This is a genomic window from Bacillus sp. BS3(2021), assembly GCF_021043345.1.
Taxonomy (GTDB): domain Bacteria; phylum Bacillota; class Bacilli; order Bacillales; family Bacillaceae; genus Bacillus; species Bacillus paralicheniformis.
In genome coordinates this window covers 94,514-118,108 of record NZ_JAJNDM010000004.1, presented here as the reverse complement: position 1 = coordinate 118,108, position 23,595 = coordinate 94,514, and the positions used below count along the sequence as shown (strand labels likewise).

Here is a 23,595-nt window from a genome sequence, read left to right as displayed (position 1 = left end):
AGGCTGTACCCTTTTTTCATCTTAATGAACCGTAGACGGCGAGTATCGTTCTTCTTCCAGTTCCTTTTCGTCTTTGGCTCTTTCCTTCCTCGCCCATCCGAAAAAGATAATCGCCAAAAATGTCCCGTACACGATTTCCTGTAAGATTTTCATGACGATCGCGCCAAGCTGCTGATCTTCCAGAACAGGCATGCTGCTGAACATTTCCGGACCTGTAAGCGTCATTCCGCTCAGCGTATCGAGAGGAACGCACAGTTTCATTGCCTCCGCCCATGCGGAAGGATCTGAATATGTCGAATACAGGGTCGTATCGCTGAACATGATCAGCGCGCACGCCGGTGTCAGCAAAATGCCGTCAGCCATAATGTAGCCGAGTTTCAAAAGTCCGTTCATTTGCGGAAGCTCCTCGACCTTGTGAACGAGCGGCCACCACATGAAAAACGCCGCAATGAAGATCAGCACCGTAATGACGGCATGATAAACGGCATCTGTCTTAATAAAATCAAACACCAAAGGAATGTGATACATCGAAAATAAACCGTTAAACACGATAATCGCGATCAATGGTTTTGAAAAAAACCGGAACAGCGGCTTGACGACCGGCAGAAAAATGACCTTTTTCCAAAACCAAGGCGGTATGCCAAGGATGATCAAAGGCGGTACGATCAAATACAAAACCGCCATTTGCGCCATATGCGCGCTGAACATAATATGTCCCAGCAAATCAATCGGACTGCCTTTAGACGCGTATAAAAGAAACATCGCTGTCACGAATAAACCGATTTCTTTCCTGGATGCCCGCTCTTCTTCTGATCCAAATCGTTTCATCAGAAAAAAGTAAAGGACGGTTATGAAAACGACAGCCCCTAGGAAATAGGGGCTCCACAGGGCGCGAAAACCGAATATTTCAAGGCTGCCCAACATGAGGCATCCTCCTTTCTGTATGTCGGTTCGATTACCACCAGATAAGCGTCACAAAAGCCAAAACGGTAACAAAAGCGACCAAAACGCCCGAATAAAGGAACAAAGTCGGCGCTTCATGCCCCCGCTGACTCATATGCATGAAGTAGTACAGCTGAAATGCAACCTGAATGACGGCCAGCAGCAGAATGAACGGCACCGTAAACCATACGCCTGCATCTGAGGCGACCGTTAAAAAAGCGACAAGGGTCAAGCCGATCATCAAACCGAATGAAATAACCTGATATCTCATGTCCTCCGCGTTTTTCTTTTTGCGGTAGGCAAGATCTGTTTTGGGATTCCCTCTGTTTTCGTTATTCACCATTTTTATCCCACCATCCCCATCAAGTATACAACGGTAAAGATAAACACCCAGACAACGTCGATAAAATGCCAATAGAGGCTTGCGACAAAAAACTTCGGCGCGTTGTAAAGGCTTAATCCGCGGCGCGCATTTCTGATCATCAAAGAAAGAATCCAGAGCAGCCCGAACGTAACGTGCGCTCCGTGCGTGCCGACTAGCGTATAAAAAGCGGAGCCGAGAGCCGAGCTTTGAATGGTGAACCCATATTCGTGAATATAATGGGTGAATTCATATATTTCAAGCGCCAGGAAGCCTGCACCGAGCAGAACAGTGATTCCGAGCCAAACCTGCATCTTTTTAAAAGCAAAGTTCTTCATATGATACATGGCATATACGCTCGTTAAACTGCTCGTTAAAAGGAGCATTGTCGCCAGAAAGACCAGCCCCATGTCAAACATCTCAGTCGTTTTCGGCCCTCCTGCATTTGAATTCTTCAGCGCAAGGTATGTTGCGAAGAGAGACGCGAAAAGAACCGTCTCTCCTCCGAGAAATAGCCAAAAGCCGATAAACTTATTTTTTCCTTCTAATGTAGCTTTTTCAGGAGAAGCCGGGAAGGTTTCAGCCGTTAATTTCTCTTCTGTATGCATTATGCCTTCACCCCTTTGTCGTCATCATCCATCAGATCTTCTTTATGAATATGATACCCGTGGTCATCAATTACAGACCGGAGAAGCATCATAAATAATGTGATTCCTAATCCAATCAGAATGACAGGCAGCCCCCAGGCAAATTCCGTCCGGTACATGAAGCCGAAAGCGGATATAAACAGACCGAGTGACATGATGAACGGGAGAATCGATCCGTTTGGCATATGGACGTCCTGAAGCGGCTCCGCGGCGGTCATTGACTGCTTGCCGGCTCTTTTTTCGATCCATAAAGCATCAAGGCCTCTGACCAGAGGCAGCTGTTTAAAGTTGTATTCAGGAGGCGGTGAAGAAACGGCCCACTCAAGCGTTCTTCCGTCATGCCAAGGATCGCTGCCGACTTTTTCCCCTTTGGCAGTCGTCACGATAATATTGATCACGAGTATGATGACAGCAGCCGCCATAAACACAGCTCCGATTGAACTGATTAAGTTCGCCATGTCAAATCCCTGATTCGGCAAGTATGTGAACACGCGTCTCGGCATTCCCCACAACCCGAGCCAATGCTGGATGAAGAAAGTCAGATGGAACCCGATGAAAAAGAGCACAAATGTTATTTTGCCCAACGCTTCGCTCAGCATTTTCCCGAACATTTTCGGCCACCAGTAATGAGCGCCGGCGAGGATGGCAAACACCACTCCGCCGATGATGACGTAATGGAAGTGAGCCACGACAAAGTACGTGTCGTGGAACTGATAGTCAGCCGGTGCAGCAGCAAGCATGACACCTGTCACCCCGCCCATGACAAACGACGGGATAAAAGAAATCGCATAAAGCATCGGCGTTGTAAACTTAATGCTCCCGCCCCAAGCCGTGAGCAGCCAGTTGAAGATTTTAATTCCGGTCGGGACGGCAATGGCCATCGTCGCCACCGCAAAAATGGCGTTCGCCACAGGCCCGAGTCCCGTTGTAAACATATGGTGGGCCCAAACCATGAAGCCTAAAAAGCCGATCAATACGGTCGCAAATACCATTGAAGAATAACCGAACAGCCTTTTTCTCGCAAAAACCGGAATGATTTCCGAAAAGATTCCGAACGCCGGGAGTACGAGAATATAAACTTCAGGGTGTCCGAAGATCCAGAACAGATGCTCCCAAATGATCGTATTACCGCCTAATTCCGGATTGAAAAAGCTCGTTCCGAACAACCGGTCCAGCATCAAGAGCGCGATGCCTACGGTCAGCGGCGGGAACGCGAATAAAATCAAAGCCGAAGCGACGAATGTCGTCCATGTGAAAAGCGGCAGCCTCATGTATGTCATGCCCGGCGCCCTCATATTGATAATCGTCGCGAGAAAGTTAATTCCAGCAATCAGCGTACCGATCCCGGCAATTTGCAGACCGAGAACATAGAAATCGATCCCGTGCCCTTCGGAATGAAGGGAAAGCGACGCGTAAGACGTCCAGCCGGCATCGGGTGCCCCTCCCAAAAACCAGCTTAAATTCAGAAAGATGCCGCCGAAAAGGAACAGCCAGAAGCCGAGCGAGTTCAAAAATGGAAACGCAACATCCCTCGCGCCTATCTGCAGCGGAACGACGGCGTTCATCAGTGCGAACAAAAGCGGCATCGCTGCCAGGAAAATCATCGTTGTACCGTGCATCGTCATGATTTCATTGTAGACTCCGCCGCTCATGATGTCATTGTTCGGTATCATCAGCTGAACCCTGATCAGCATCGCTTCGATTCCGCCGAGCACAAAGAAGAACCCGCCGCCCAGCAAATAAAGGATGGCAATCTTTTTATGATCGACAGTCGTTAAATAGTCCCATAATACAGCCCCAAAACCTTGCTTTTTCTTAAGCGTACTCACAATGTAACCTCCCTCATTCTCCCTTTGAAGCGTTAGTCTTCCGTTTTTAACCCCTTTAAATATTCAGTCAGTGCATCAAGTTCCTTGTCGCTCAAATCAGGGTATGTGCCGGTCATTTTGTTGCCCGGTTTTATGCTTTCAGGATCCTTGAGCCACGCTCTCAAGTTTTCATCGCTGAATTCCTTCACGCCGGCGATCGTCGACCGGTCTCCAAAAGTCGCGAGGTTCGGAGCCGTTCTGGCCGCTTCCGCCCTTTGGTCTTTTGAATCGGTCGCATGACAGCTCAGGCAGTTTTTCTCTTTGAACACTTTTTCTCCTTCAACAGCGAGATCGGTTTTCGCCCCCGCTTTATAGTTTTCCATATCGCTCATCCATTCCTTGAACTCATCCTTCGAAACCGCTTTAACTTTAAAGTCCATTAAAGCATGGGAAGGTCCGCAGAGCTCGGCGCATTTCCCGTAGAAATAGTCTCCGGCTTTTTCAGCGCGTTTTGAATCGAACGTTAAGAAGAATTTGTTTTCATTGTCTGTGTTCGTATCAATCTTACCCCCGACTGAAGGAACCCAGAATGAATGTTTGACATCGGAAGCTTTCAGCTTAAAGTAAACGCGTTCATCGGTCGGCACGACCAGCTCCTGGCTCGTCACCACGCCGTAGTCAGGATATTCGAATTCCCACCAGTAAAGGTTCGCCCGGACATTGACGACCAGCGCCTTCTCCGGATCCCTGTTTTTCTTATCCATCGGTTTTGTATCAGCAAGATCAAAGGTCTGTGCGACAACAGGAACAACCAGGATAAGAAGGAGAAGAATTGGAATAACAGTCCATAAAATTTCTAAATTGCGGTTTCCTTCAACCTGTTTCGGGATGTGGTCATCACCGAGCTTAGATCTTCTGTACCTGACGATGACAAATACGAAAATGAAACTTACCACCACTACAACAACAACCATGATCAGCGTGCTGAGAATCATTAGGAAATACTGCTGATCAGCCACCTCGCCCGCCGGCTGCAGCGTTGATATGAACGGTTCTCCGCACCCTGCTAAAACGAGCGCCAAAATAGTGAACAGCGACATCAGACGCCATTTCTTTAACATTTCTTCCCAACCCCTTTTCAATCAATCCTTTTGAAACTTTCACTGTTCAAACGTTTATAGGACACCTATTCATTCATCTGACTCCCCACTTAAATTAAAGCACTTACATTTCCTCATTTCTTAAATAATGAGGTTTTTTACTCAAAATACCATCTATGTATGAACGTAAAGCCGCCTTGTTAAACATAATCGAAAAAAATCGATAAGGCGGCTTTTACATGATTGTTGTCTGTTTGAAGTGTTAAGTGACAGCCTTCAATGTGATGAATTATAGAGTTCTATCCAATTTTAAAAAGTGTGAATACGACCATGGCAACGAAGAATATGGTCAAGTAATTTAATGAATATACAAACATGAGCGTTGCCCACTTCATGATATTTTTGCTTCTGTAACCGACCAGACCGCAAACGAGCCAGCCGATATTTAGTACCGTTCCCAAAATGACGATCGGCAGTCCGAGTCCGCCCAGGAAAAACGGCAGCGGCATTAAGCAGGCAATCCAAATGATGATTTGCCTTTTCGTCACTTCAAAACCGTGTACAACAGGCAGCATCGGTATATTTGCGGCTCTGTATTCCTCCGTTTTCTTAATCGCAAGCGCCAGAAAGTGGGGAATCTGCCAAATAAACATGATTAAAAACAGCACCCACGCCTCAACTCCGATGGAGCCTTGGACAGCGGTCCATCCGATCAAAGGAGGAACAGCCCCTGACACACTTCCGATAATCGTATTAACGGTATAGCGGCGCTTTGACCACATCGTGTATAGAAACACGTACGTAAAGACGCCGACAAAGCCTACTGCGGCAGTTGTCAGATTGGTCATCAGCAGCATGATAAAACCGAGCGCAGTCAGCAGAATGCCGAACCACAATGCCTGTGAAGGCTGGATTTTACCAGTCACCGTCGGCCTTGTTCTCGTCCGCTGCATGAGCTGGTCAATATCACGGTCATAATAGTTGTTGATGACGCATGATCCTGCGATAATAAGCGAGGATCCCGCTAAAGTGAACAGCACGATATCAAGGTTTCCTAGAAAGCTCAGATTTGAAAAGTAAAAAGCGAGCCACAAGCCCGTAAAAGTTGTTATCAGGTTCGAGTAAACAATCCCGACTTTGATAAGGGCGAGGAAATCTTTCCATGCTGTCGTCTCTTCTATTTGTCCATTCATTGCTGTATCAGCTGTAATTCTTGTTTCAGCCATAATACTAACCCCCCTTACTCAAACCTTCATCACGTCAAGAGAAGCGGTATATTCATAAAAAACCTACAACTCTATCATACAAGATTACCGGTTGGAAAAAAACAGCCTATTAAATATTAATCGACAAACCGGTTTATATTTGTGAACTTTTTATGACTTTCTTTACAGATGAAGGAAAAGTTGTGAACAAGAGCGGAAAACCACTGTCATTCTAATATAGTTCTATCAAACGAAGCCACAATTATCAAGTCTTCAAAACCAATAAAAATGTGAACGCCTTCTATTGCATTTTTGTGAACAATAATCATTATGAATTGCAGCAGAACATCAATTCGCTTACACTTGAAGGTGGTAAATATCTTTTTATTAGTCAGTTTGCATTAAAAAAGGAGAATTGAATTTATGAATAAAGCATTAAAAGGCTTGGGAATTATCACAACTATCGCCATGCTTTTCGTGCTGATCGGCGGCGCCCTCGTCACAAAGACGGGTTCGGGAATGGGCTGCGGCAGATCTTGGCCGCTTTGCAACGGAAGCATATTCCCGGCTCTAACCCTTGAATCGATTATCGAATGGAGCCACAGGTTTGTCAGCGGCACATCCGGCGTCCTTGTGCTGGCTCTCGCCATTTGGACATGGAAAAAAATCGGCCATATCAGGGAAACGAAATTTCTCGCGGTGATGTCGGTCGTCTTCCTCATTCTTCAGGCGCTCCTGGGCGCTGCGGCGGTCGTCTTCGGGTCTTCGGCCCTGATCATGGCTTTGCACTTCGGAATCTCGCTTATTTCCTTTGCATCTGTTCTGCTGTTGACGCTCCTCGTGTTTGAAGCTGACAGCAAGCAGAAAGCCGAATCGTTTTATATAGGAAAAACCATGCAGTTTCATATGATAGGAATCATTATATACACATATGTCGTCGTTTATACAGGCGCATATGTCCGGCATACGAAGTCAAGCCTTGCGTGCCTTGACTTTCCGATGTGCAGCACACAAAACGGCTGGCTCCCAGGGAAGTTTCACGAATGGGTGCAGATGGGACACAGGGCTGCGGCGCTTCTTCTGTTCGCTTGGATCATTGCGGCAGCGATACATGCGGCCAAACAGTATAAAAATCAAAAACGCATTTATTGGGGCTGGATGATTTCCCTGATCCTGATTATCCTTCAGGCTGCCTCAGGAATTGCGGTTGTCTACAGCAGGCTGGATTTGGGATTTGCACTCGCCCACGCTTTCTTCATTTCCTGCCTGTTCGGAATCCTTTGCTACTTCCTGCTGCTTGTTGCGCGCTATCGCAGACAGGCGCAAAAATAACAATAAACGGTTGATCCCCCGCCTGTTGCGGGGGATTTTTTCATAAAAAAAGGCCGCCGACAAAAGTCAGCGGCCGCACTTTTATTTTTTCAGCTCAATGAGGAGGTCGCCGGTTTGAATGGCTTCTCCGTTTGTCACATGAATGTTTTCAACAGTTCCTGAAAACGGAGCCTGAACGGTCGTTTCCATTTTCATTGCTTCATTGATCATTAAATGATCGCCCTTCTTCACTTGGTCCCCTTTGCTTACAAGAAGCTTAATCACCGTTCCCGGCATGGACGCCGCGATATGATTCGGGTTTGAACGGTCGGCTTTCACCTTTTGATGAACGGACGATTTAATGCTTTCGTCTTTAATGACCACTTCGCGAGGCTGGCCGTTCAGTTCAAAGTAGACGACTCTCGTTGCATCAGGACGCGGTTCGCCGATAGAGACAAGTTTGACGATCAGCGTTTTCCCTCTTTCGATCTCGACTTCGATTTCTTCGCCGAGCGTCATGCCGTAGAAGAAGGTCGGTGTATCAAGCACTGAGATGTCCCCGTACAGTTCCGCTGTCTTAACATACTCGGTAAACACTTTCGGATAAAGCGCATATGCAACAGCATCCTGATCGGAAAGCTCCAGATCATGCGTTTCCTTAAACTCCGCTTTTATATCGTCAAACGAAACGGGTTCGAGAAGTTCTCCAGGGCGCACTGTAATCGGCTCCTGCCCTTTCAAAATCAGCTTTTGCAATTTCTCAGGGAATCCGCCGTGAGGCTGGCCGATATACCCTTTAAAAAGCTCGACTACTGAGTCAGGAAAATCGAGTGATTCTCCTCTTTCGTAAATATCATCTTCCGTCAGGTTATTTTGCACCATGTAAAGTGCCATATCCCCGACGACTTTAGATGACGGCGTAACCTTTACGATGTCCCCGAACAGGTGGTTGACCCGGCTGTACATTTCTTTCACTTCATTCCAGCGATCACCGAGGCCGACTCCCTTAGCCTGCTGTTGAAGGTTGCTGTATTGGCCGCCAGGCATTTCATGCTTGTAAATTTCGGTATGAGGCGCGTTCATGCCGCTCTCAAACTCGCTGTAGTATTTTCTGACAGACTCCCAATATTGAGACAGCGACTCTACCGCATCGACATTCAGCTGCGGACGGCGTTTATCGCCTTCAAGCGCATGATAAAGCGAGCTTGCGCTTGGCTGTGATGTCAGGCCCGCCATAGAGCTGACCGCTACGTCGACGATGTCGACGCCTGCTTCTATCGCCTTCGCGTACATAAAAATACCGTTGCCGCTCGTGTCGTGTGTATGCAAGTGGATCGGAATATCGATCGTCTCTTTCAAAGCTGACACCAGTTCGTATGCTGCTTGAGGTCTCAGCAGGCCGGCCATATCTTTAATGCCGAGAATATGCGCCCCCGCTGATTCAAGCTCTTTTGCCATTGACGTATAATATTCAAGGTTATATTTTGTTCTGTTCGGATCGAGAATGTCTCCGGTATAGCAGATCGCGGCTTCGGCAAGTTTGCCCGACTCGCGCACTGCATCAATGGCGAGCGTCATCCCTTTAACCCAGTTCAAGCTGTCAAAAATGCGGAATACATCGATTCCGGCCGCAGCGGATTCGCTGACAAACTTTTTAATCAGGTTGTCAGGGTAGTTTGTATACCCGACGGCATTCGAAGATCTCAACAGCATTTGAAACATCGTATTCGGAATTTCCTTCCGCAGCTTCTCAAGCCTTTTCCACGGGTCTTCTTTCAAGAAACGGTAAGCGACATCAAAAGTGGCGCCGCCCCACATTTCAAGGCTGAAAAGCTCAGGCCAGAGCGCAGCTGTCGGATTGGCGATTTTCTCCAAATCATGCGTTCTGAATCTTGTCGCAAGCAGTGACTGATGGGCATCGCGGAACGTCGTATCAGTGAGAAGCACTTCCTCTTGATCTTTCACCCATTTGACGAGCCCTTCAGCTCCGCGTTCATCAAGAATCTGTTTTGTTCCGCTCGCGATCGGCTGATCGACATCCGTTTTGACGATCTGGGGTTTGTCGAACTCCGGCTTCTTCTTTTTATCAATGCCCGGGAAGCCGTTGACCGTTACGTTCCCGATATACGTCAGCATTTTTGTTCCGCGGTCTCTCTGCTTAGGAAAGACAAAGAGTTCCGGCGTTGTATCAATAAAAGACGTGTCGTATTGCCCTGTGAGAAATTTTTCGTGTTTCGCCACGTTTTCAAGGAAAGGAATATTCGTTTTGATTCCCCTGATCCTGAATTCCTGTAGGTTGCGGACCATTTTGGCCGCCGCCTGTTCAAACGTCAGAGCCCAGGTTGAAAGCTTAACAAGCAGCGAGTCATAATAAGGCGTAATGACAGCGCCCTGAAAACTGTTTCCGGTATCAAGCCTCACCCCGAAACCGCCGCCTGAGCGATATGCCATGATTTTGCCTGTGTCAGGCATGAAATTGTTTGACGGGTCTTCAGTCGTAACCCTTGACTGGATCGCATATCCGTGCAGCGTGATGGCATCCTGGTTCGGAATGCTGATTTCGCTGCTGCCCAGACTGAGTCCGGCAGCAATCAGGATTTGTGTCTGAACGATATCGACACCCGTCACCATTTCCGTAATGGTGTGCTCCACCTGAACACGCGGGTTGACTTCAATAAAGAAAAACTCATCGTTCGCAACTAAAAATTCAACCGTTCCGGCATTGACATAATCAACATTCTTCGCAAGCTTAACGGCAGCATCGCAAATCTTTTCCCGGAGGGACTCAGAAAGCGAAACGCTCGGCGCTATTTCGATAACCTTTTGATGACGCCTTTGCACAGAGCAGTCACGGTCGTAAAGGTGAACCACGTTACCTTCTTTGTCTCCGATGACTTGAACTTCAATGTGCTTCGGCTTTTCGATCAGCTTTTCGACATACACTTCATCATTACCAAAAGCGGCTTTCGCCTCTGATTTTGCCCTGTTATAGGATTCCTCCAGCTCCGATTCGTCTCTGACGATCCGCATGCCGCGGCCGCCGCCGCCAAGCGACGCTTTGATGATAAACGGATATCCGAACTCCTCCGCAAATTGTTTGACCTCCGCGATATCAGCCACTGGGCCGTCGCTCCCCGGTATGACGGGAATTCCTGCTTTTTCAGCTTGTTCACGGGCTTTTACTTTGTCTCCAAACATATCGAGGTGCTTGGAGGTCGGTCCGATAAAGATGATGCCTTCCTCTTCACACCGCTTGGCAAACTGAATGTTTTCAGACAGGAAGCCGTAGCCCGGATGGATGGCATCCACATGGTTGCGTTTCGCAATCTCGATGATCCCTTCAATATCAAGATAAGCATCAATCGGCTTTTTCCCTTCGCCGACCAAGTATGCTTCATCGGCTTTGTATCTGTGGTATGATCCGCTGTCTTCTTTAGAATAGATCGCTACCGTACGGATATTCAGTTCTGTGCAGGCGCGAAATACGCGGATAGCGATTTCCCCTCTGTTTGCAACAAGAACTTTTTGAATAGACTGTTGTGACATGTCGTTCCCCCTCATCCGCTGTTTTAAGTATGTATCTATTCTAAATGAATCGGATGGACATTGTACACGCTTAGTTTTTTAAAAATTTATACTTTTTTTATATTGATTTTCTTTGGTTTTTGTAGTATCGACAGGTTGTTTTCGTTTGAACCGGTCAAAGTATTCATTAAACATGCTGATGTTCACCAATATCCCCGCGCTTGCCATCAGCAGAATGAGCGATGACCCTCCATAGCTGATAAACGGAAGCGTCACCCCTGTCAAAGGAATCAAGCCGGATATGCCGCCCAGGTTCACGAAAGACTGGATGGCGATCATGCTTGATATCCCGATCGCAAGCAGGCTTCCAAACGGGTCGTCGCATTTTCTCGCAATATAAAACCCTTTTAAAACGATGAAAGCGAGCAGCAGCACGACAAAAAGGACGCCGAAAATGCCGAGCTCCTCGGCGATGACCGCCATAATGAAATCGGTGTGCGTTTCAGGCAGATATCCATACTTCTGCACGCTTTCGCCGAGACCCAGGCCGAACAGCCCTCCCGAACCGATCGCCAAGTAGGAGTTGACGACTTGAAAACCAGATTTCTGTGCGTCTTTAAACGGGTTTTGGTAGCTTTCAAACCGATTCATCCGTCCTTCTGTTAAAATGCTGTCCCAGTTGAAATAAATGAGCGGGCTGACGAGCACAAGGACAGCCCCGGCCAAAAGTACGAGCTTTAACAGCGTTTTGCCGCTGAATCCCGAGCACAAAATAATGCACAAAGCGATTAAAGCGATGATAAAGGCCGTTCCCACATCCGGCTGAGCAGCGACCAGGGCGCAAATGAAAAGCGTGATGATCGCGGGAGGGGCGATTCCGGCTCCCAAGTTGTCAATATAGCTTTGTTTTTTGGCATAGACGGAAGAAAGATACAAGATGACGGTCAGCTTGACAAACTCCCCCGGCTGGATGCCGTAATTCGAAACCCTGAACCAGCTTTGGGCATTCCCGGCCACGTGTCCGACAACGAACAGCCCGAACAAAGCGACAACGGAAATGAGCAGCAAAAACTTTTGGAATTTTTGATTGGCAAAAGCCTTATACGGAAAAAGCGCCGCGCATAAAAATATGACGGTTCCGAGCGCCAAAAACATCAGCTGCCTGTCAAAAAAGTAGCTGCTGTCTCGTCCGTACCTTGTCACGGCTGTGATCATGCTTGAGCTGTACACCATGACGAGCCCGAACCCGCACAGCAGGAATACAGCGAAGATTAATGAATAATCATAGGATTTGAGCATTCTTTTTATCATATTATTATCCTCTTCCTTACTTGCCTTCAAAATGTGTTTGTGGTAACTCCTTCGTTATTTTACTACACTTTCTTAAAAAGCACGAAAGATACCCTTTTCATAAGACTTCGAATCTCGTCTGAAAGAAAAGTCCGTCTGTTCCAAGACTGCCGTTCTATTTTTTTATCGGCATACCATGCGTCTTCGTTTATTCGGCACGAACAGCATTCATTCCTTCATCAGCGGACGTTTTCTTTCTCATTCCATAACAAAAAAAGCCTGCCGGCAGTTTGTTTCTATCGAAACGTCGTCGACAAGCTGACTCAGACAGAAAGATTCTTCTGAGGTGTTCATTTATTTTTTTGTAAATGCATCATGTAATGCAGACAATTCACGTTCCAGCCTGTAAAGCAGTTCTTTACCCTCTTCTTCATCCACTAATCCAAGGCGGACAGCAAAATCAATTTCCCTAGAGAGTCCGAACATTTGTGTATCTAAAACCTCTTCATAAAGAGGACATTGAGGCATCGTTAAGTTGTCCATTTGCACTTGAATCAGCTTTAAGATTTTATCAGCATCACGTTTTAACAGGGCAAGTGCTTTTTCACGATGGTCGACTACAATCTCAGACGCCAAAAGTATCCCTCCGTTCCCCAGGCGAGTACCTAATTCTTCTATTTATGATAAAGCCTCAGCCGAAAAAAAGCAAGCTATTTCTGTCCTTTCGCCGTATTTCAAAGACTCGCATTTTAAGCTTCCGCTCACGTTTTAAAAAATGCTTAAACTGTAGTTCGCCGATAACAGCTCTAAAAGCCGGATTCCAGCGATGCTGTTTCCCTTTTCATCAAGCGAGGGCCCGAAGATGCCGATGCCGAAACGGTATGGGGATAGACCCATGATTCCCCCTGAAACCCCGCTTTTGGCGGGTATGCCGATTTTGATTGCGAATTCGCCGCTGGCATTATACATTCCGCATGTCACCATAAATGTTTTGCAAATTCTCGCGATATCCTTCGGTATGATTTGTTCTCCCGTTTCGGGATGCTTGCCGTTCAAAGCAAAAACAGAACCGATTTTCGCCAAGTCTAAGCTGTTCATTTCAATGGCGCACTGCTTTGTATACACATCCATGACGTCCTCAACCTCAGCCTGAAAAATACCGTGCTCTTTCATGTAGTAGCACATCGCCCTGTTGACCATCGAGGTTTCAAATTCAGATTCGGCGACCTTCTCACAAAATGTAATATTCCGGTTATTTGCCAGTTTTTTAATAAAATCAAGAAGCCTGCCGATCTTATCGGCATTCGTCTCTCCTTTAATCATGCTTGTCACCACCAATGCTCCGGCATTTATCATCGGATTCAGCGGCTTCCCCGGGTTGACGGTTTCAAGTTTGATGATGGAGTTAAACGGATCACCAGTCGGCTCTTGTCCTACATAATGAAACACTGTTTCCGGGCCGTGATCGATCAGGACGAGAGCAAGCGACAATACTTTTGAGATGCTTTGCAGAGTGAAGGCTTTTTCCACGTCTCCCGCTGATATACACGTCCCGTCCGTAAAGTAGACCGCCGCCGATAAATCGTCCTCCGATAATTCAGCCAAAGCCGGTATGTAAGATGCAACCTTTCCTTTGTCCGTCACTTTTTTCGCTTCTGTGACAAAATATTCAAGCTCCTCATTATCCCGGCAATTCAAGTTTTTTCCCTCCATCCGAGCGTCGTTGCTGTTATCTTTCCCGGAGAGGGCTTTTGTTATGAGAAGTGACAATTTGAAAGAAAGCGCTTATAATTTTTGTGAGGGAGTGGTAGAGACATGAGCATTGTAACGATCACAGGAAATGTAAAGTATCAGATTACGCTCGATCCGAGCGTTTGGATTTTTGATGACCGAAAATTCGATCTCGATCAGTTCTTTTCAGATTTCAGAGAGGTAAAAGATGAAGATGACGACCTTGTGATTGACCGGGAACGGCAAATCAGGGAAGGTGCTGTATCGCCGCCGACACTGAAATCAGAGAAAAAATATGAAAAGGAGAAATTGCTTGACGGCACTTTCGGGATCAAGCTTGAACCTTTTTTGAAAAATGCGGAGGTGACAGGCTCCGCCGTCAAATGCCTCTTCAAAACGGAAGGTGAAGACGTTTCCGTTCCGATCGAAGAAGCGGGCGGCATGATTCTCTGCTTCAGCAACAATGGCAAGCCGCTTGGCGAAGACGGGCCTGTACACGTTTATTTTCCCGACGGTTCAAACAGGATGACTCCTGTGAAACGAGTAAAAGAAATTCACATTGTTTAAAGCTACAACACTGCAACGGGTGCGCCGGAGGCGATGAAAAACTCCGCCTCCTCTTTCCCGGCCGGGCTATCGGCACTTGCCGGCAACCCGGCCCGCGGGCCATGCAAGTTGCAACCCGGGTTAAACGCCCGGGTTTTTTTATTTACAGCAGATCGGCTGCAAGCCTGGCGAGCCGGGAGCGCTCTCCTTTTAAAAGCTTCACGTTTCCGGAAATTTTTTGATCCTTAAAGCGCTCGACAACATAGGCCAGGCCGTTGTTCATCGCATCTAAATAAGGATGGTCGATCTGTTCGGTGTCTCCCATCAATACGATTTTACTGCCTTCCCCGACGCGGGTCAGAAGCGTTTTGACTTCATGCTTGGTCAGATTTTGAGCCTCATCAATGATGATGAATTGGTCAGGAATGCTTCTGCCCCTTATATATGTGAGGGCTTCGACTTGAATGGAGCCCATCCCCGCTAAAATATCATCAAGCTCCCCCGGCTTTTTTGCATTGAACAAGTATTCCAGGTTATCAAAAATAGGCTGGACCCACGGACGAAGTTTTTCTTCTTTTTCACCCGGAAGATAGCCGAGATCTTTTCCGACAGGAACGATCGGCCTTGTGACAACAAGTTTTTTAAAATTCCCCAGGTCTTCTGTCTGCAGCAGCCCTGCTGCCAACGCAAGCAGGGTTTTTCCTGTGCCGGCTTTTCCAATCAGGGTGACAAGCGGAATATCTTGTCTTAAAAGAAGTTCCAAAGCCATCGTCTGCTGTACATTTCGCGAACGTATGCCCCAAACCTGTTCCTGATCGAAAACAAGCTTTTTAACGGCTTTTCCGCTTTGATCTACGATCCCTACGGCAGAGGATGATCCGCCGAGCGCGTCCTTCATAACGACAAACTGGTTCGGACGCAGCATCTCACTGCTGATTTCGTGAAGCGGCAAATCGTGATGTTCAAAAAAGGAATTCATCTGATCCGGGCGAATGTACACGTCCGTATAACCGCTGTATATATCATCATTGTCGACAACCCTGTCGTGCAAAAAATCCTCTGACATCAAGCCGATGGCATCGGCTTTGACACGGATCAGCATATCTTTGCTGACAAGGATAACCGGCCTGCCGTCTTCTTTCGTTTCCTCTTCCAGGCTGAGATTTTTCGCTACGGCTAAAATACGGTTGTCGCTTGTTTTTTCGATAAAAATTTCTTGAAGCTGCTGAAAAGAGCGATGGTTCAGCTCGATTCTCAAGCTCCCTCCGTTTGGTAGGGGAACATTTTCATACAGCCTTCCTTTTAAACGCAAATCATCTATCAATTTAGATACGCGCCTTGCATTCCTCCCAATTTCATCCATGTAGCGTTTCTTTGAGTCGACTTCCTCCAATACGACAGCCGGGATGACAACCTCGTTATCTTCAAAAGAAAAGATTGAATTCGGATCCTGCAATAACACATTCGTATCCAGCACATAAATTTTACTCAATCTTCCGCCTCCTGATCAGGATTTTTAGCCTTTTCTTTTCAATTGGGTTAAAAGCTGATGGAGCGCCCGCTAAAATATATGTTTTTGTGAATAAAGATAGAAGGTTAATTCAACAATAAAAATTAATGAAAGCATTTTTAAGGAGGCAACCTCAAGTGCGAATCTTTTTTTTGATCCTAATTCAAACCGTTATGCTGCTTTCAGCCTGCGGCATTCAAAATAATGCCCGAAATGAAGCGAACGAGCTTCCCGGCAACAAACCGATTCAAGTAAAAAACAGCTCTCAAGAGCCGGTGAACCGTAAAGACGGGCAAGCCATCTCGCGGCGCCTTGTGAAGATCACCGAAAGCGTTCCGGGTGTCAATGATGCAACCGCCGTCGTGCTCGGCAGGCTAGCCGTCGTCGGAATTGATGTGAAAGACAATTTGGAGCGCAGCAAAGTCGAATCTATTAAGTATTCCGTGGCTGAAGCGCTGCAGAATGACCCTTACGGAGCAAACGCCGCCGTTGTCGCAGATCCCGACACCGTCAACCGCCTGCGGGCAATGGGCAGGGAAATTCAAGCGGGACGCCCTGTCAAAGGGATTCTCGACGAGCTGGCAGCTATCGTCGGGCGCGTCCTTCCTGAAGTGCCGAACGACGCAACAGACAATCAGCAAACAAATCCTACAAAATCCAACAACGACCAGCTGAATGACAGAAACCAGAAACAGCTTGAAAAGGAGCAGAATAAGCAATCAAACAAGCATATGAAAAATCGGCAGCCATAACTTTTAAAAGCCTGTGCCACTGTTTTCTTGACGGCACAGGCTTTTTCCTTTTTTCTAAAGGAGAAAATTTATTTGTCCGATTGATTAAGGTATAATGAATCGTAAGTGAGGTGAATCAAGTGAGGGTAAAGTGTTCATTGTGTGACAAAATCGAAAAAATCGATGATGACACACTCATTGCCAAACGTCTCCGAAACCGGCCGATACATACTTATATGTGCCATGAATGCAGCGAACGAATTAAAATCAAAACAGAAAACCGGATGAAAACCGGCCGTTTTAAGCTATATCCGCACAGAAAAGATAAAGAGCAGATCAAGTCATGAAAGCATGGACAAGCTCCATGCTTTTTTATCGCCTTTTTGTTACATCAGTAACAAAATTAAAGATTATAGTTGATAAACATTTTCATTTGTAGTATTTTAAAATTGTTTCATACGTAACAAAAAAAGGAGTGATTCATCATGGATTTTGATGTACTGATCGCAGGCGGCGGCCCCGTCGGTCTGCTGACGGCTTCCGAGCTGGCTTTGGCCGGTGTCCAGACCTGTATTGTCGAACGGCTGAAAGAGCCTTCTCCATTCTCAAAAGCGCTCACGCTGCATCCGCGCTCAATCGAGATACTTGAAATGAGGGGGCTTGGAGAACGGTTTAAGGAAATTGGCAAACCGATTCCTTCGGGGCATTTTGCCGGTCTGAAGACTGGATTGGACTTTTCTGCGCTTGACACGCAAGCCAATTTTACATTGTTCATCCCCCAATACGAAACTGAGAAGCTGCTTGAGGAACATGCGCGAAATCTCGGTGTCTGCATCCTTCGCGGTCATGAAGTTCTCGCTGTCCGCGAGCATGAGGAAACGGCCGAGCTCGTCGTCCAGGGACCCGACGGCCTGTCCTTTCTAACCGCTTCCTATATCGTCGGTGCTGACGGAGCCGGAAGTATCATTCGCAAACAGGCGCGCATCGCTTTTTCCGGAACTGATGCAAATATCACGGCAATGCTTGGTGATGTGTCGCTTGAAAATCCGCCGGAATCTCATTTTTATACTTGCGAGAACCGTGAAGGCGGCGTTGTGATCGTGCCTTTAGACGGCGGCATTTTCCGCGTCCTCATAACGGCGCCGCACATGCCTCAAGCTTTGCTTCACGAGCCCGTCACACTGGAAGAATTAAAAACAGAACTCAAGCGCATCTGCGGCACGGACCTTGGAATGGACAGCCCGGTTTGGATGTCCCGCTTCGGAAATGCCAGCAAGTTGGCGGAGCATTACCGTTCCGGCAGAATTTTCTTGGCTGGAGATGCCGCGCATATTCATTTTCCCGCGGGAGGGCAAGGTTTAAATGTCGGGCTTCAGGACGCGATGAACCTTGGCTGGAAACTCGCGGCAAAGATCAACGGACGGTGCCCCGGCTGGCTGCTTGACAGTTACCATAATGAAAGACACCCTGTCGGGGAAGCGCTGCTCGTCAATACACAAATCCAAACAAAGCTGTTTGATTTTACACGTGAAGGCCTGTACCTCCGCGAATTATTATCCGGCATTCTCGGATTTTCAGACGTCAATCGCTATCTGGCAGAACAAATTGCGGCGCTCAGCGTGCAATACGAAGCAGATGAAAAGATGCCTGAACATGAGCTGAACGGAAAACGTCTCCCAGATATCGATCTGACCCTTTCAGATGGTACTGTCAAACGGCTCTACACTTTTCTCCGTGATGGACGCTTTTTATTAGCAGCATTCGGGATAGAAACGAAGGAATTTTCCATCCTTCCTCACGTCCGGCGTATACAAGTGAAAGCAATTGACGGCAGGCCTGAATGGAATGGGGTAAAAGCAGCGCTGATCCGTCCCGACGGTCACGTGGCCTGGGCTGTCGACGAATCCATGGAAAACGCGGAGCAATTGATTGCCGATGGTATCCACCGCTGGTGCGGGAACTCTCACATTCAGTCTGTTTAATCATTTTGTTTCATGCGCAACAAAATGATATAATCAAAACAGAAACATCGATTAAAGGAGCCGATTTTCTGCATGGAGCATTTAACACACGCAAAACAAGAAATATTCGATCTGTACATCAGGCTCATTCATCAGCAAGAGCAGCAAGAAACCGTCATGAAAGAGCGCATCTCCGCTGAAATGAAAAAGATGGAACGCGAATTCGGAGCTGAACTGAAACTCAACATGTCTGACATCCATACGATCAGCTGCATTGGCGACCACGAACCGATCAACGTCACCTCGATTTCCGAGAAGATGGGATTTTCAAAAGCGACGGTCTCAAGGATCACCGCAAAGCTGACCGAAAAAGGCCTCGTCAGCAAGACACAGCTCAGCGACAATAAAAAAGAAATCTACTTCCGCTTAAGCCATAAAGGGAGAAGTATTCATCACCTTCACCAGCGTGAGCACGAAAAAATCGAACAAAGGTTTAAACGATTTTTAAGCCGGTATTCAGCAGATGAGATTCTTTTTGCCAGGGCTTTGTTTCGGGACTTATTAACAGCGGATTTTCTGGCGGATACAGAAAAGACATAGCCTTCTTTGGCTATGTCTTTTCTACGTATTCGCCCCCGTCTGCTCTTTTTTCGAACGGTGCAGACGGATTTTGTAAATCGAAAGGATTAAAACGGCTACGATCAGCCCTTCTCCAACCGGCAGAAAAACGCCGAAAAAAGTTAAAAACGTACAGCCTAGCGCCAGAAAAAAGTAAATGATCGCCGTTTTCAACAGCGGCAGCCGTTTGGCGAACCCCAGTTTAAAGACGACCGCAGACAGGACGAAGATGGTGGCATAAAGCCACCACATTCCCGCCTCAGGATTCTGGTCCACTTTATAAAGAGCGGCAAAAAACGACAGCCGTTCACTTACATCAGTCAAAAAGATTCCCCTCCCCTTTGCTTAGTTGGGTTGCTCTTTTTTTAGGTTCTGCAAATGTTACGACAATCCTGCCAGCTTTTTCTTTTTCGCTGCTTTTTCGCGTTCGTTTTTGTCGAGAATTTTCTTTCTCAATCTGATGGATTCAGGCGTGACTTCGCAGTACTCATCCTCGTTCAAGTATTCAAGCGATTCTTCAAGCGACATGATACGCGGTTTTTTCATGCTGACCGTCTGATCTTTCGTCGCTGAGCGCACGTTTGTCTGCTGCTTCATTTTATTGATGTTGACGACAAGGTCGTTTTCACGGTTGTGCTCGCCGACGATCATGCCTTCATATACTTCTGTGCCCGGCTCGACAAAAATCACGCCGCGTTCTTCAACGCCTTGAATGCCGTAAGCTGAAGCTTTCCCGGTATCCATTGAAACAAGCACACCTTGGCGGCGTCCGCCGACTTGCCCAGGCTCAACAGGCTGATAGCTGTCAAACGTATGGTTTAAAATCCCGAAACCGCGTGTAAGGGAAAGGAATTCGGTTGAGTAGCCGATTAATCCGCGTGAAGGAACGTTGAAAATCAGGCGGACCTGCCCGTTTCCGTTATTGATCATGTCGATCATTTCACCTTTGCGCGCGCCCATTGATTCCATTACAGATCCGGTATGCTCTTCAGGCACATCGATTTGCACGCGTTCAACAGGCTCACAGCGAACGCCGTCGATTTCTTTAATGATGACTTCCGGCTTCGATACTTGCAGTTCAAAGCCTTCACGGCGCATGTTTTCGATTAAAATCGACAAATGCAGCTCACCGCGACCGGATACGACCCAGGCGTCAGGAGATGGCGTCGGATCGACTCGAAGGCTGACATCTGTCTGAAGCTGCTGTTCAAGGCGCTCTTCAATCTTCCTGGCCGTGACATATTTTCCTTCGCGACCGGCAAAAGGACTGTTGTTAACCGCGAACGTCATTTGAAGCGTCGGCTCGTCAATGCGCAGAACCGGAAGCGCCTCTTGATGCTCAATCGGGCAGACGGTCTCTCCGACATTGATGTCTTCCATTCCTGATACCGCGACAAGGTCGCCGGCTTTCGCTTCTTCAATTTCGACCCTTTTCAAGCCCTGGAAACCGAAGATTTTCGTTACGCGGAACGGCTTGATAGAACCGTCAAGCTTCATTAAAGCAACTTGCTGTCCGACCTTCATCGTTCCTCTGAACACGCGTCCGATTCCGATACGGCCGACATAATCATTGTAGTCAAGCAGAGCGACCTGGAACTGCAAAGGCTCCTCATGGTTATCGACAGGACAAGGAATATGGTTGACAATCGCTTCGAATAAAGCTTCCATATTTTCATCCTGCTGCTTCGGATCAGCTGAAGCGGTGCCGTTGATCGCAGAAGCGTAAACAACCGGGAATTCAAGCTGTTCTTCATTGGCATCAAGCTCGATAAACAAATCGAGCACTTCGTCAACGACCTCTTCAGGCCGGGCAAAATCGCGGTCGATCTTATTGACAACAACGATTGGCGTCAAGTTTTGCTCAAGTGCTTTTTTCAGCACAAAGCGGGTTTGCGGCATGCAGCCTTCATAAGCGTCAACAACAAGCAGAACGCCGTCGACCATTTTCATGATCCGCTCAACTTCCCCGCCGAAATCTGCGTGTCCCGGAGTATCCAAAATATTAATGCGTGTATCTTTATAGTTAATCGCTGTATTTTTCGCTAAAATCGTAATGCCGCGCTCTCTTTCCAAGTCATTGGAATCCATGGCGCGCTCCGCCACGTTTTCATTTGCACGGAATGTGCCAGCCTGATGGAGGAGCTGATCCACAAGCGTCGTTTTTCCATGGTCAACGTGGGCGATAATAGCGATATTGCGAAGATCTTCTCGAAGTTTCACATTTTCATCTCCTAAAAAATTTAGATAATCTTTCATATTATAACTGACGAACGAAGTTATTTCAATTTGTTTCAAATTTCCAGATTCGGTTGACCCTTTCTATTCAGCACGATTTTCTGTAAACTAACAGTAGACTTCATACTAAGGGGATGGGAAAACAGTGAAACAAATCAAATGGATATTCTTATTATTCGCACTTGCTGCAGTGATCAGCATCATGATGATCGGCGTTGCAGTCGCCGAAAAAAGCGCTGCCGGCGTCGCAATTGCCGTCGCAATTCTGATCGTCATTATGGGGAGCGGTTTTACTCTCAAAAAAAGAATGCGCGAAAAAGGCCTGCTTGAATAAAAAAGAGCCCCTTCCGGCTGAAGGGGCTTTTGATTTTTAAATCCGAACCCCCGCGCAAATCATAATCTAGCACCATTTTCATCCCTCTGCGGTTTGAAATAAACCCGAAAAAATGAGACCTGTTGTCAAACAAGTCTCATTGAAGCATCAAGCAAGGGGCAACACCATAATCAAATATCGTTTTCCCTCTTTATCTTTTTCCGTTTTCAGCTGTTCAAATCCCGAACGGGCGAGCATGTTCAGCCACGCGTCCTTTTCATATGGCACCGCCGCAAACAACGCTTTATGTCCCTTTTCTTTCAAACGTTTGCCGATCGTTTCAATCACTTCTTTTGCCCGGCCTTTTTGGCGGAAATCGGGATGGACAAGAAGCGTTCCGAGCCAAGGCTTGCCATTAGAAGGCGCCCATTCGAGATGAAAGCTCAGAGCCGCCGGCAGGCCCCTGTCTTCCCACACGAGCCATTCACCGTTATACATCGCATAAGCACTCATATAGCGTTCCAGGCTGTTTCCGTCAAGCTCTTCCTTCGCCCACCCGGGGCTTGCTTCGGCCAGCTCCTCAAAAAAGGCGAAATCGGAAGAAGAGAAAGACCTGCTATTCATGCGGCAAATATTCGTTGAAAATCGCCCGGTGAGCTGCCGGATTGCCGGCTACGATGCTGTGGTTTTCAAGAAAATTGAGCGGCTTCCCGTCAATTGTCGTATATGTTCCGCCGACTTCATCAAGCAGGATGCAGCCGGCGGCGTAATCCCAAGGGGCAAGTCTCATCGTCACATACACATCCATTCTGCCGGCTGCAACATAAGCGAGTTCCAAAGCCGCTGAACCGTATGACCGGGTCCCTCTGACGCGCTTGACAAGCGGAGATAATACGCTTGGATCGATCCGTCTGTTCTCGGTGATCCATGTCGCATTGATGGCCAGAATCGATTCTTCAAGCGGCACTTCTTTCATCTTGCCGAGCTTTGTATCATTCATGTACGCACCTTCGCCTTGAAAAGCATGATAAAGCTCGTCGTGAGTCACATCATAAATCAAACCGATTTTGCCTTTTCCGTTTTCAAAAATGCCGATTGAAATCGCAAAATTGCGTTTTTGATGAATAAAGTTCATCGTGCCATCGATCGGATCGATGATCCAAACGATGCCGTCCAAAGATGTAAGCTTGTCCCCCTGGCCTTCTTCGCCAAGAATATGATGATCCGGAAAAACCGATTGGATTTTTTCAATGAAAAAACGCTCTGTTTCCTTGTCAATGTTTGTGACAAGGTCATTTGGATTCGATTTCGTTTCGATTGTCATCTTTTCTTTCATTGACTGCTGAATTCTCTGACCAGCTTCTTTCACCCAGCTTTTCGCCAGGCGGTCGATTTCCTTCCAGTTTGTCATCACACTACCTCTTTTCTATGTATACCTGTTGATTTATTCATAGCATACTGATATTAGCCGGGAAAAATCAAGAAAAATGACAAATGATCAGGCAGCCCAGATAAAAACGAACCTCTCAAACGGTTCGTTTTTATTATGGTTTCAACCATGTAATCTAATCCATTCTTTTCTGAGTCGTTCCAGTTTGCGCTTGCTCAACTCGATTTGGGTTTCATCCTTTTTTTCCATGGCTTCAAAAAGCGTTGCAAGTTCATAATCGACCTCAAGCCTCCAAACAGCGGCCCGATTGTCTTTTTCCTCTTTCAATCCTTGTTTCACAATTGGTTTCATGTGCCCTACGCCCCCTCCAG

23 protein-coding genes are annotated in these 23,595 nt (G+C 47.1%); 7 read left to right on the top strand and 16 right to left on the bottom strand.

Going from position 1 to position 23,595, the window contains the following annotated elements; genetic code table 11:
• Positions 1-21 precede the first annotated feature (21 nt).
• The 6 genes from ctaG to cyoE form a co-directional block, all read right to left on the bottom strand.
• Complete coding sequence (gene ctaG, locus LQ247_RS10650; RefSeq protein ID WP_025811368.1) at positions 22-921, bottom strand: cytochrome c oxidase assembly factor CtaG; 900 nt, start codon at positions 919-921, stop codon at positions 22-24.
• A gap of 34 nt (positions 922-955) precedes the next feature.
• Positions 956-1,285, bottom strand: coding sequence for a cytochrome c oxidase subunit IVB (ctaF, locus tag LQ247_RS10645; protein WP_020451276.1), 330 nt, complete (start codon positions 1,283-1,285; stop codon positions 956-958).
• A gap of 2 nt (positions 1,286-1,287) precedes the next feature.
• Entirely contained in the window at positions 1,288-1,911 is a 624-nt protein-coding gene (gene ctaE, locus LQ247_RS10640) for a cytochrome c oxidase subunit III (RefSeq protein WP_020451275.1), read from the bottom strand.
• Complete coding sequence (gene ctaD, locus LQ247_RS10635; RefSeq protein ID WP_023857264.1) at positions 1,911-3,779, bottom strand: cytochrome c oxidase subunit I; 1,869 nt, start codon at positions 3,777-3,779, stop codon at positions 1,911-1,913. Before ctaD ends, ctaE begins: the two co-directional genes overlap by 1 nt.
• 32 nt (positions 3,780-3,811) lie before the next feature.
• The gene (gene coxB, locus LQ247_RS10630; RefSeq protein ID WP_020451273.1) at positions 3,812-4,879 is read right to left on the bottom strand and encodes a cytochrome c oxidase subunit II; all 1,068 of its coding nucleotides are present in this window, start codon (positions 4,877-4,879) and stop codon (positions 3,812-3,814) included.
• Positions 4,880-5,157: 278 nt separating this feature from the next.
• Positions 5,158-6,084, bottom strand: a complete 927-nt coding sequence (cyoE, locus tag LQ247_RS10625) for a heme o synthase (RefSeq protein WP_020451272.1) — start codon at positions 6,082-6,084, stop codon at positions 5,158-5,160.
• A gap of 402 nt (positions 6,085-6,486) precedes the next feature.
• On the opposite strand from cyoE, the gene LQ247_RS10620 reads away from it, so the two are divergent.
• The gene (locus LQ247_RS10620; RefSeq protein ID WP_020451271.1) at positions 6,487-7,395 is read left to right on the top strand and encodes a COX15/CtaA family protein; all 909 of its coding nucleotides are present in this window, start codon (positions 6,487-6,489) and stop codon (positions 7,393-7,395) included.
• 81 nt (positions 7,396-7,476) lie between these two features.
• Here the strand turns inward: LQ247_RS10620 and pyc are convergent, their stop codons facing one another.
• From pyc to glsA, 4 genes are all read right to left on the bottom strand, one after another.
• Positions 7,477-10,920: a pyruvate carboxylase gene (pyc, locus tag LQ247_RS10615; protein ID WP_020451270.1), complete on the bottom strand. Its 3,444-nt coding sequence runs from the start codon at positions 10,918-10,920 to the stop codon at positions 7,477-7,479.
• A 78-nt stretch (positions 10,921-10,998) separates the two neighbouring features.
• Positions 10,999-12,210, bottom strand: a complete 1,212-nt coding sequence (locus LQ247_RS10610) for an FtsW/RodA/SpoVE family cell cycle protein (RefSeq protein ID WP_231006033.1) — start codon at positions 12,208-12,210, stop codon at positions 10,999-11,001.
• A gap of 333 nt (positions 12,211-12,543) precedes the next feature.
• A complete protein-coding gene (locus LQ247_RS10605; protein WP_003181465.1) occupies positions 12,544-12,825 on the bottom strand; it encodes a YlaN family protein in 282 nt (93 codons plus the stop codon).
• A gap of 132 nt (positions 12,826-12,957) precedes the next feature.
• Entirely contained in the window at positions 12,958-13,902 is a 945-nt protein-coding gene (glsA, locus tag LQ247_RS10600) for a glutaminase A (protein ID WP_371268713.1), read from the bottom strand.
• Between the two features lie 102 nt (positions 13,903-14,004).
• Between glsA and LQ247_RS10595 the strand changes: the two genes are divergently transcribed.
• Complete coding sequence (locus tag LQ247_RS10595) at positions 14,005-14,487, top strand: hypothetical protein (RefSeq protein WP_101560816.1); 483 nt, start codon at positions 14,005-14,007, stop codon at positions 14,485-14,487.
• Between the two features lie 142 nt (positions 14,488-14,629).
• Here LQ247_RS10595 and LQ247_RS10590 read toward each other — a convergent pair whose 3' ends face one another.
• A complete protein-coding gene (locus LQ247_RS10590) occupies positions 14,630-15,958 on the bottom strand; it encodes a PhoH family protein (RefSeq protein ID WP_020451266.1) in 1,329 nt (442 codons plus the stop codon).
• A 155-nt stretch (positions 15,959-16,113) separates the two neighbouring features.
• Here LQ247_RS10590 and LQ247_RS10585 point away from each other — a divergent pair, with 155 nt between their 5' ends.
• The 4 genes from LQ247_RS10585 to LQ247_RS10570 all read left to right on the top strand — a co-directional run bounded on the left by LQ247_RS10585 (position 16,114) and on the right by LQ247_RS10570 (position 19,268).
• A complete protein-coding gene (locus LQ247_RS10585) occupies positions 16,114-16,728 on the top strand; it encodes a YhcN/YlaJ family sporulation lipoprotein (RefSeq protein ID WP_020451265.1) in 615 nt (204 codons plus the stop codon).
• A 119-nt stretch (positions 16,729-16,847) separates the two neighbouring features.
• A complete protein-coding gene (locus LQ247_RS10580; RefSeq protein ID WP_003181456.1) occupies positions 16,848-17,054 on the top strand; it encodes a YlaI family protein in 207 nt (68 codons plus the stop codon).
• A gap of 138 nt (positions 17,055-17,192) precedes the next feature.
• Positions 17,193-18,689, top strand: a complete 1,497-nt coding sequence (locus tag LQ247_RS10575) for a monooxygenase (protein WP_231006031.1) — start codon at positions 17,193-17,195, stop codon at positions 18,687-18,689.
• Positions 18,690-18,761: 72 nt separating this feature from the next.
• Positions 18,762-19,268, top strand: coding sequence for a MarR family transcriptional regulator (locus LQ247_RS10570; protein ID WP_020451263.1), 507 nt, complete (start codon positions 18,762-18,764; stop codon positions 19,266-19,268).
• Positions 19,269-19,289: 21 nt separating this feature from the next.
• On the opposite strand, the gene LQ247_RS10565 is transcribed toward LQ247_RS10570, so the two are convergent.
• Together LQ247_RS10565 and typA are read right to left on the bottom strand one after the other, a co-directional pair.
• A complete protein-coding gene (locus tag LQ247_RS10565) occupies positions 19,290-19,610 on the bottom strand; it encodes a YlaH-like family protein (protein ID WP_003181448.1) in 321 nt (106 codons plus the stop codon).
• 57 nt (positions 19,611-19,667) lie between these two features.
• A complete protein-coding gene (gene typA / locus LQ247_RS10560; RefSeq protein ID WP_020451262.1) occupies positions 19,668-21,506 on the bottom strand; it encodes a translational GTPase TypA in 1,839 nt (612 codons plus the stop codon).
• A gap of 160 nt (positions 21,507-21,666) precedes the next feature.
• Between typA and LQ247_RS10555 the strand changes: the two genes are divergently transcribed.
• Positions 21,667-21,855: a YlaF family protein gene (locus LQ247_RS10555; protein WP_020451261.1), complete on the top strand. Its 189-nt coding sequence runs from the start codon at positions 21,667-21,669 to the stop codon at positions 21,853-21,855.
• Positions 21,856-22,002: 147 nt separating this feature from the next.
• On the opposite strand, the gene LQ247_RS10550 is transcribed toward LQ247_RS10555, so the two are convergent.
• The 3 genes from LQ247_RS10550 to LQ247_RS10540 all read right to left on the bottom strand — a co-directional run bounded on the left by LQ247_RS10550 (position 22,003) and on the right by LQ247_RS10540 (position 23,575).
• A complete protein-coding gene (locus LQ247_RS10550) occupies positions 22,003-22,458 on the bottom strand; it encodes a GNAT family N-acetyltransferase (RefSeq protein ID WP_020451255.1) in 456 nt (151 codons plus the stop codon).
• The gene (locus LQ247_RS10545; RefSeq protein WP_020451254.1) at positions 22,451-23,245 is read right to left on the bottom strand and encodes an inositol monophosphatase family protein; all 795 of its coding nucleotides are present in this window, start codon (positions 23,243-23,245) and stop codon (positions 22,451-22,453) included. Before LQ247_RS10545 ends, LQ247_RS10550 begins: the two co-directional genes overlap by 8 nt.
• A gap of 141 nt (positions 23,246-23,386) precedes the next feature.
• The gene (locus LQ247_RS10540; RefSeq protein WP_003181425.1) at positions 23,387-23,575 is read right to left on the bottom strand and encodes a hypothetical protein; all 189 of its coding nucleotides are present in this window, start codon (positions 23,573-23,575) and stop codon (positions 23,387-23,389) included.
• Between the last annotated feature and the right edge of the window lie 20 nt (positions 23,576-23,595).

Coding starts and splice junctions, on each gene's coding strand:
- ctaF (WP_020451276.1), bottom strand. CDS start 1,285: ATGGTGAATAACGAAAACAGAGGGAATCCCAAAACAGATCTTGCCTAC.
- ctaE (WP_020451275.1), bottom strand. CDS start 1,911: ATGCATACAGAAGAGAAATTAACGGCTGAAACCTTCCCGGCTTCTCCT.
- coxB (WP_020451273.1), bottom strand. CDS start 4,879: ATGTTAAAGAAATGGCGTCTGATGTCGCTGTTCACTATTTTGGCGCTC.
- cyoE (WP_020451272.1), bottom strand. CDS start 6,084: ATGGCTGAAACAAGAATTACAGCTGATACAGCAATGAATGGACAAATA.
- LQ247_RS10620 (WP_020451271.1), top strand. CDS start 6,487: ATGAATAAAGCATTAAAAGGCTTGGGAATTATCACAACTATCGCCATG.
- pyc (WP_020451270.1), bottom strand. CDS start 10,920: ATGTCACAACAGTCTATTCAAAAAGTTCTTGTTGCAAACAGAGGGGAA.
- LQ247_RS10610 (WP_231006033.1), bottom strand. CDS start 12,210: ATGATAAAAAGAATGCTCAAATCCTATGATTATTCATTAATCTTCGCT.
- glsA (WP_371268713.1), bottom strand. CDS start 13,902: ATGGAGGGAAAAAACTTGAATTGCCGGGATAATGAGGAGCTTGAATAT.
- LQ247_RS10595 (WP_101560816.1), top strand. CDS start 14,005: ATGAGCATTGTAACGATCACAGGAAATGTAAAGTATCAGATTACGCTC.
- LQ247_RS10575 (WP_231006031.1), top strand. CDS start 17,193: ATGGATTTTGATGTACTGATCGCAGGCGGCGGCCCCGTCGGTCTGCTG.
- LQ247_RS10570 (WP_020451263.1), top strand. CDS start 18,762: ATGGAGCATTTAACACACGCAAAACAAGAAATATTCGATCTGTACATC.
- LQ247_RS10550 (WP_020451255.1), bottom strand. CDS start 22,458: ATGAATAGCAGGTCTTTCTCTTCTTCCGATTTCGCCTTTTTTGAGGAG.
- LQ247_RS10545 (WP_020451254.1), bottom strand. CDS start 23,245: ATGACAAACTGGAAGGAAATCGACCGCCTGGCGAAAAGCTGGGTGAAA.
- LQ247_RS10540 (WP_003181425.1), bottom strand. CDS start 23,575: ATGAAACCAATTGTGAAACAAGGATTGAAAGAGGAAAAAGACAATCGG.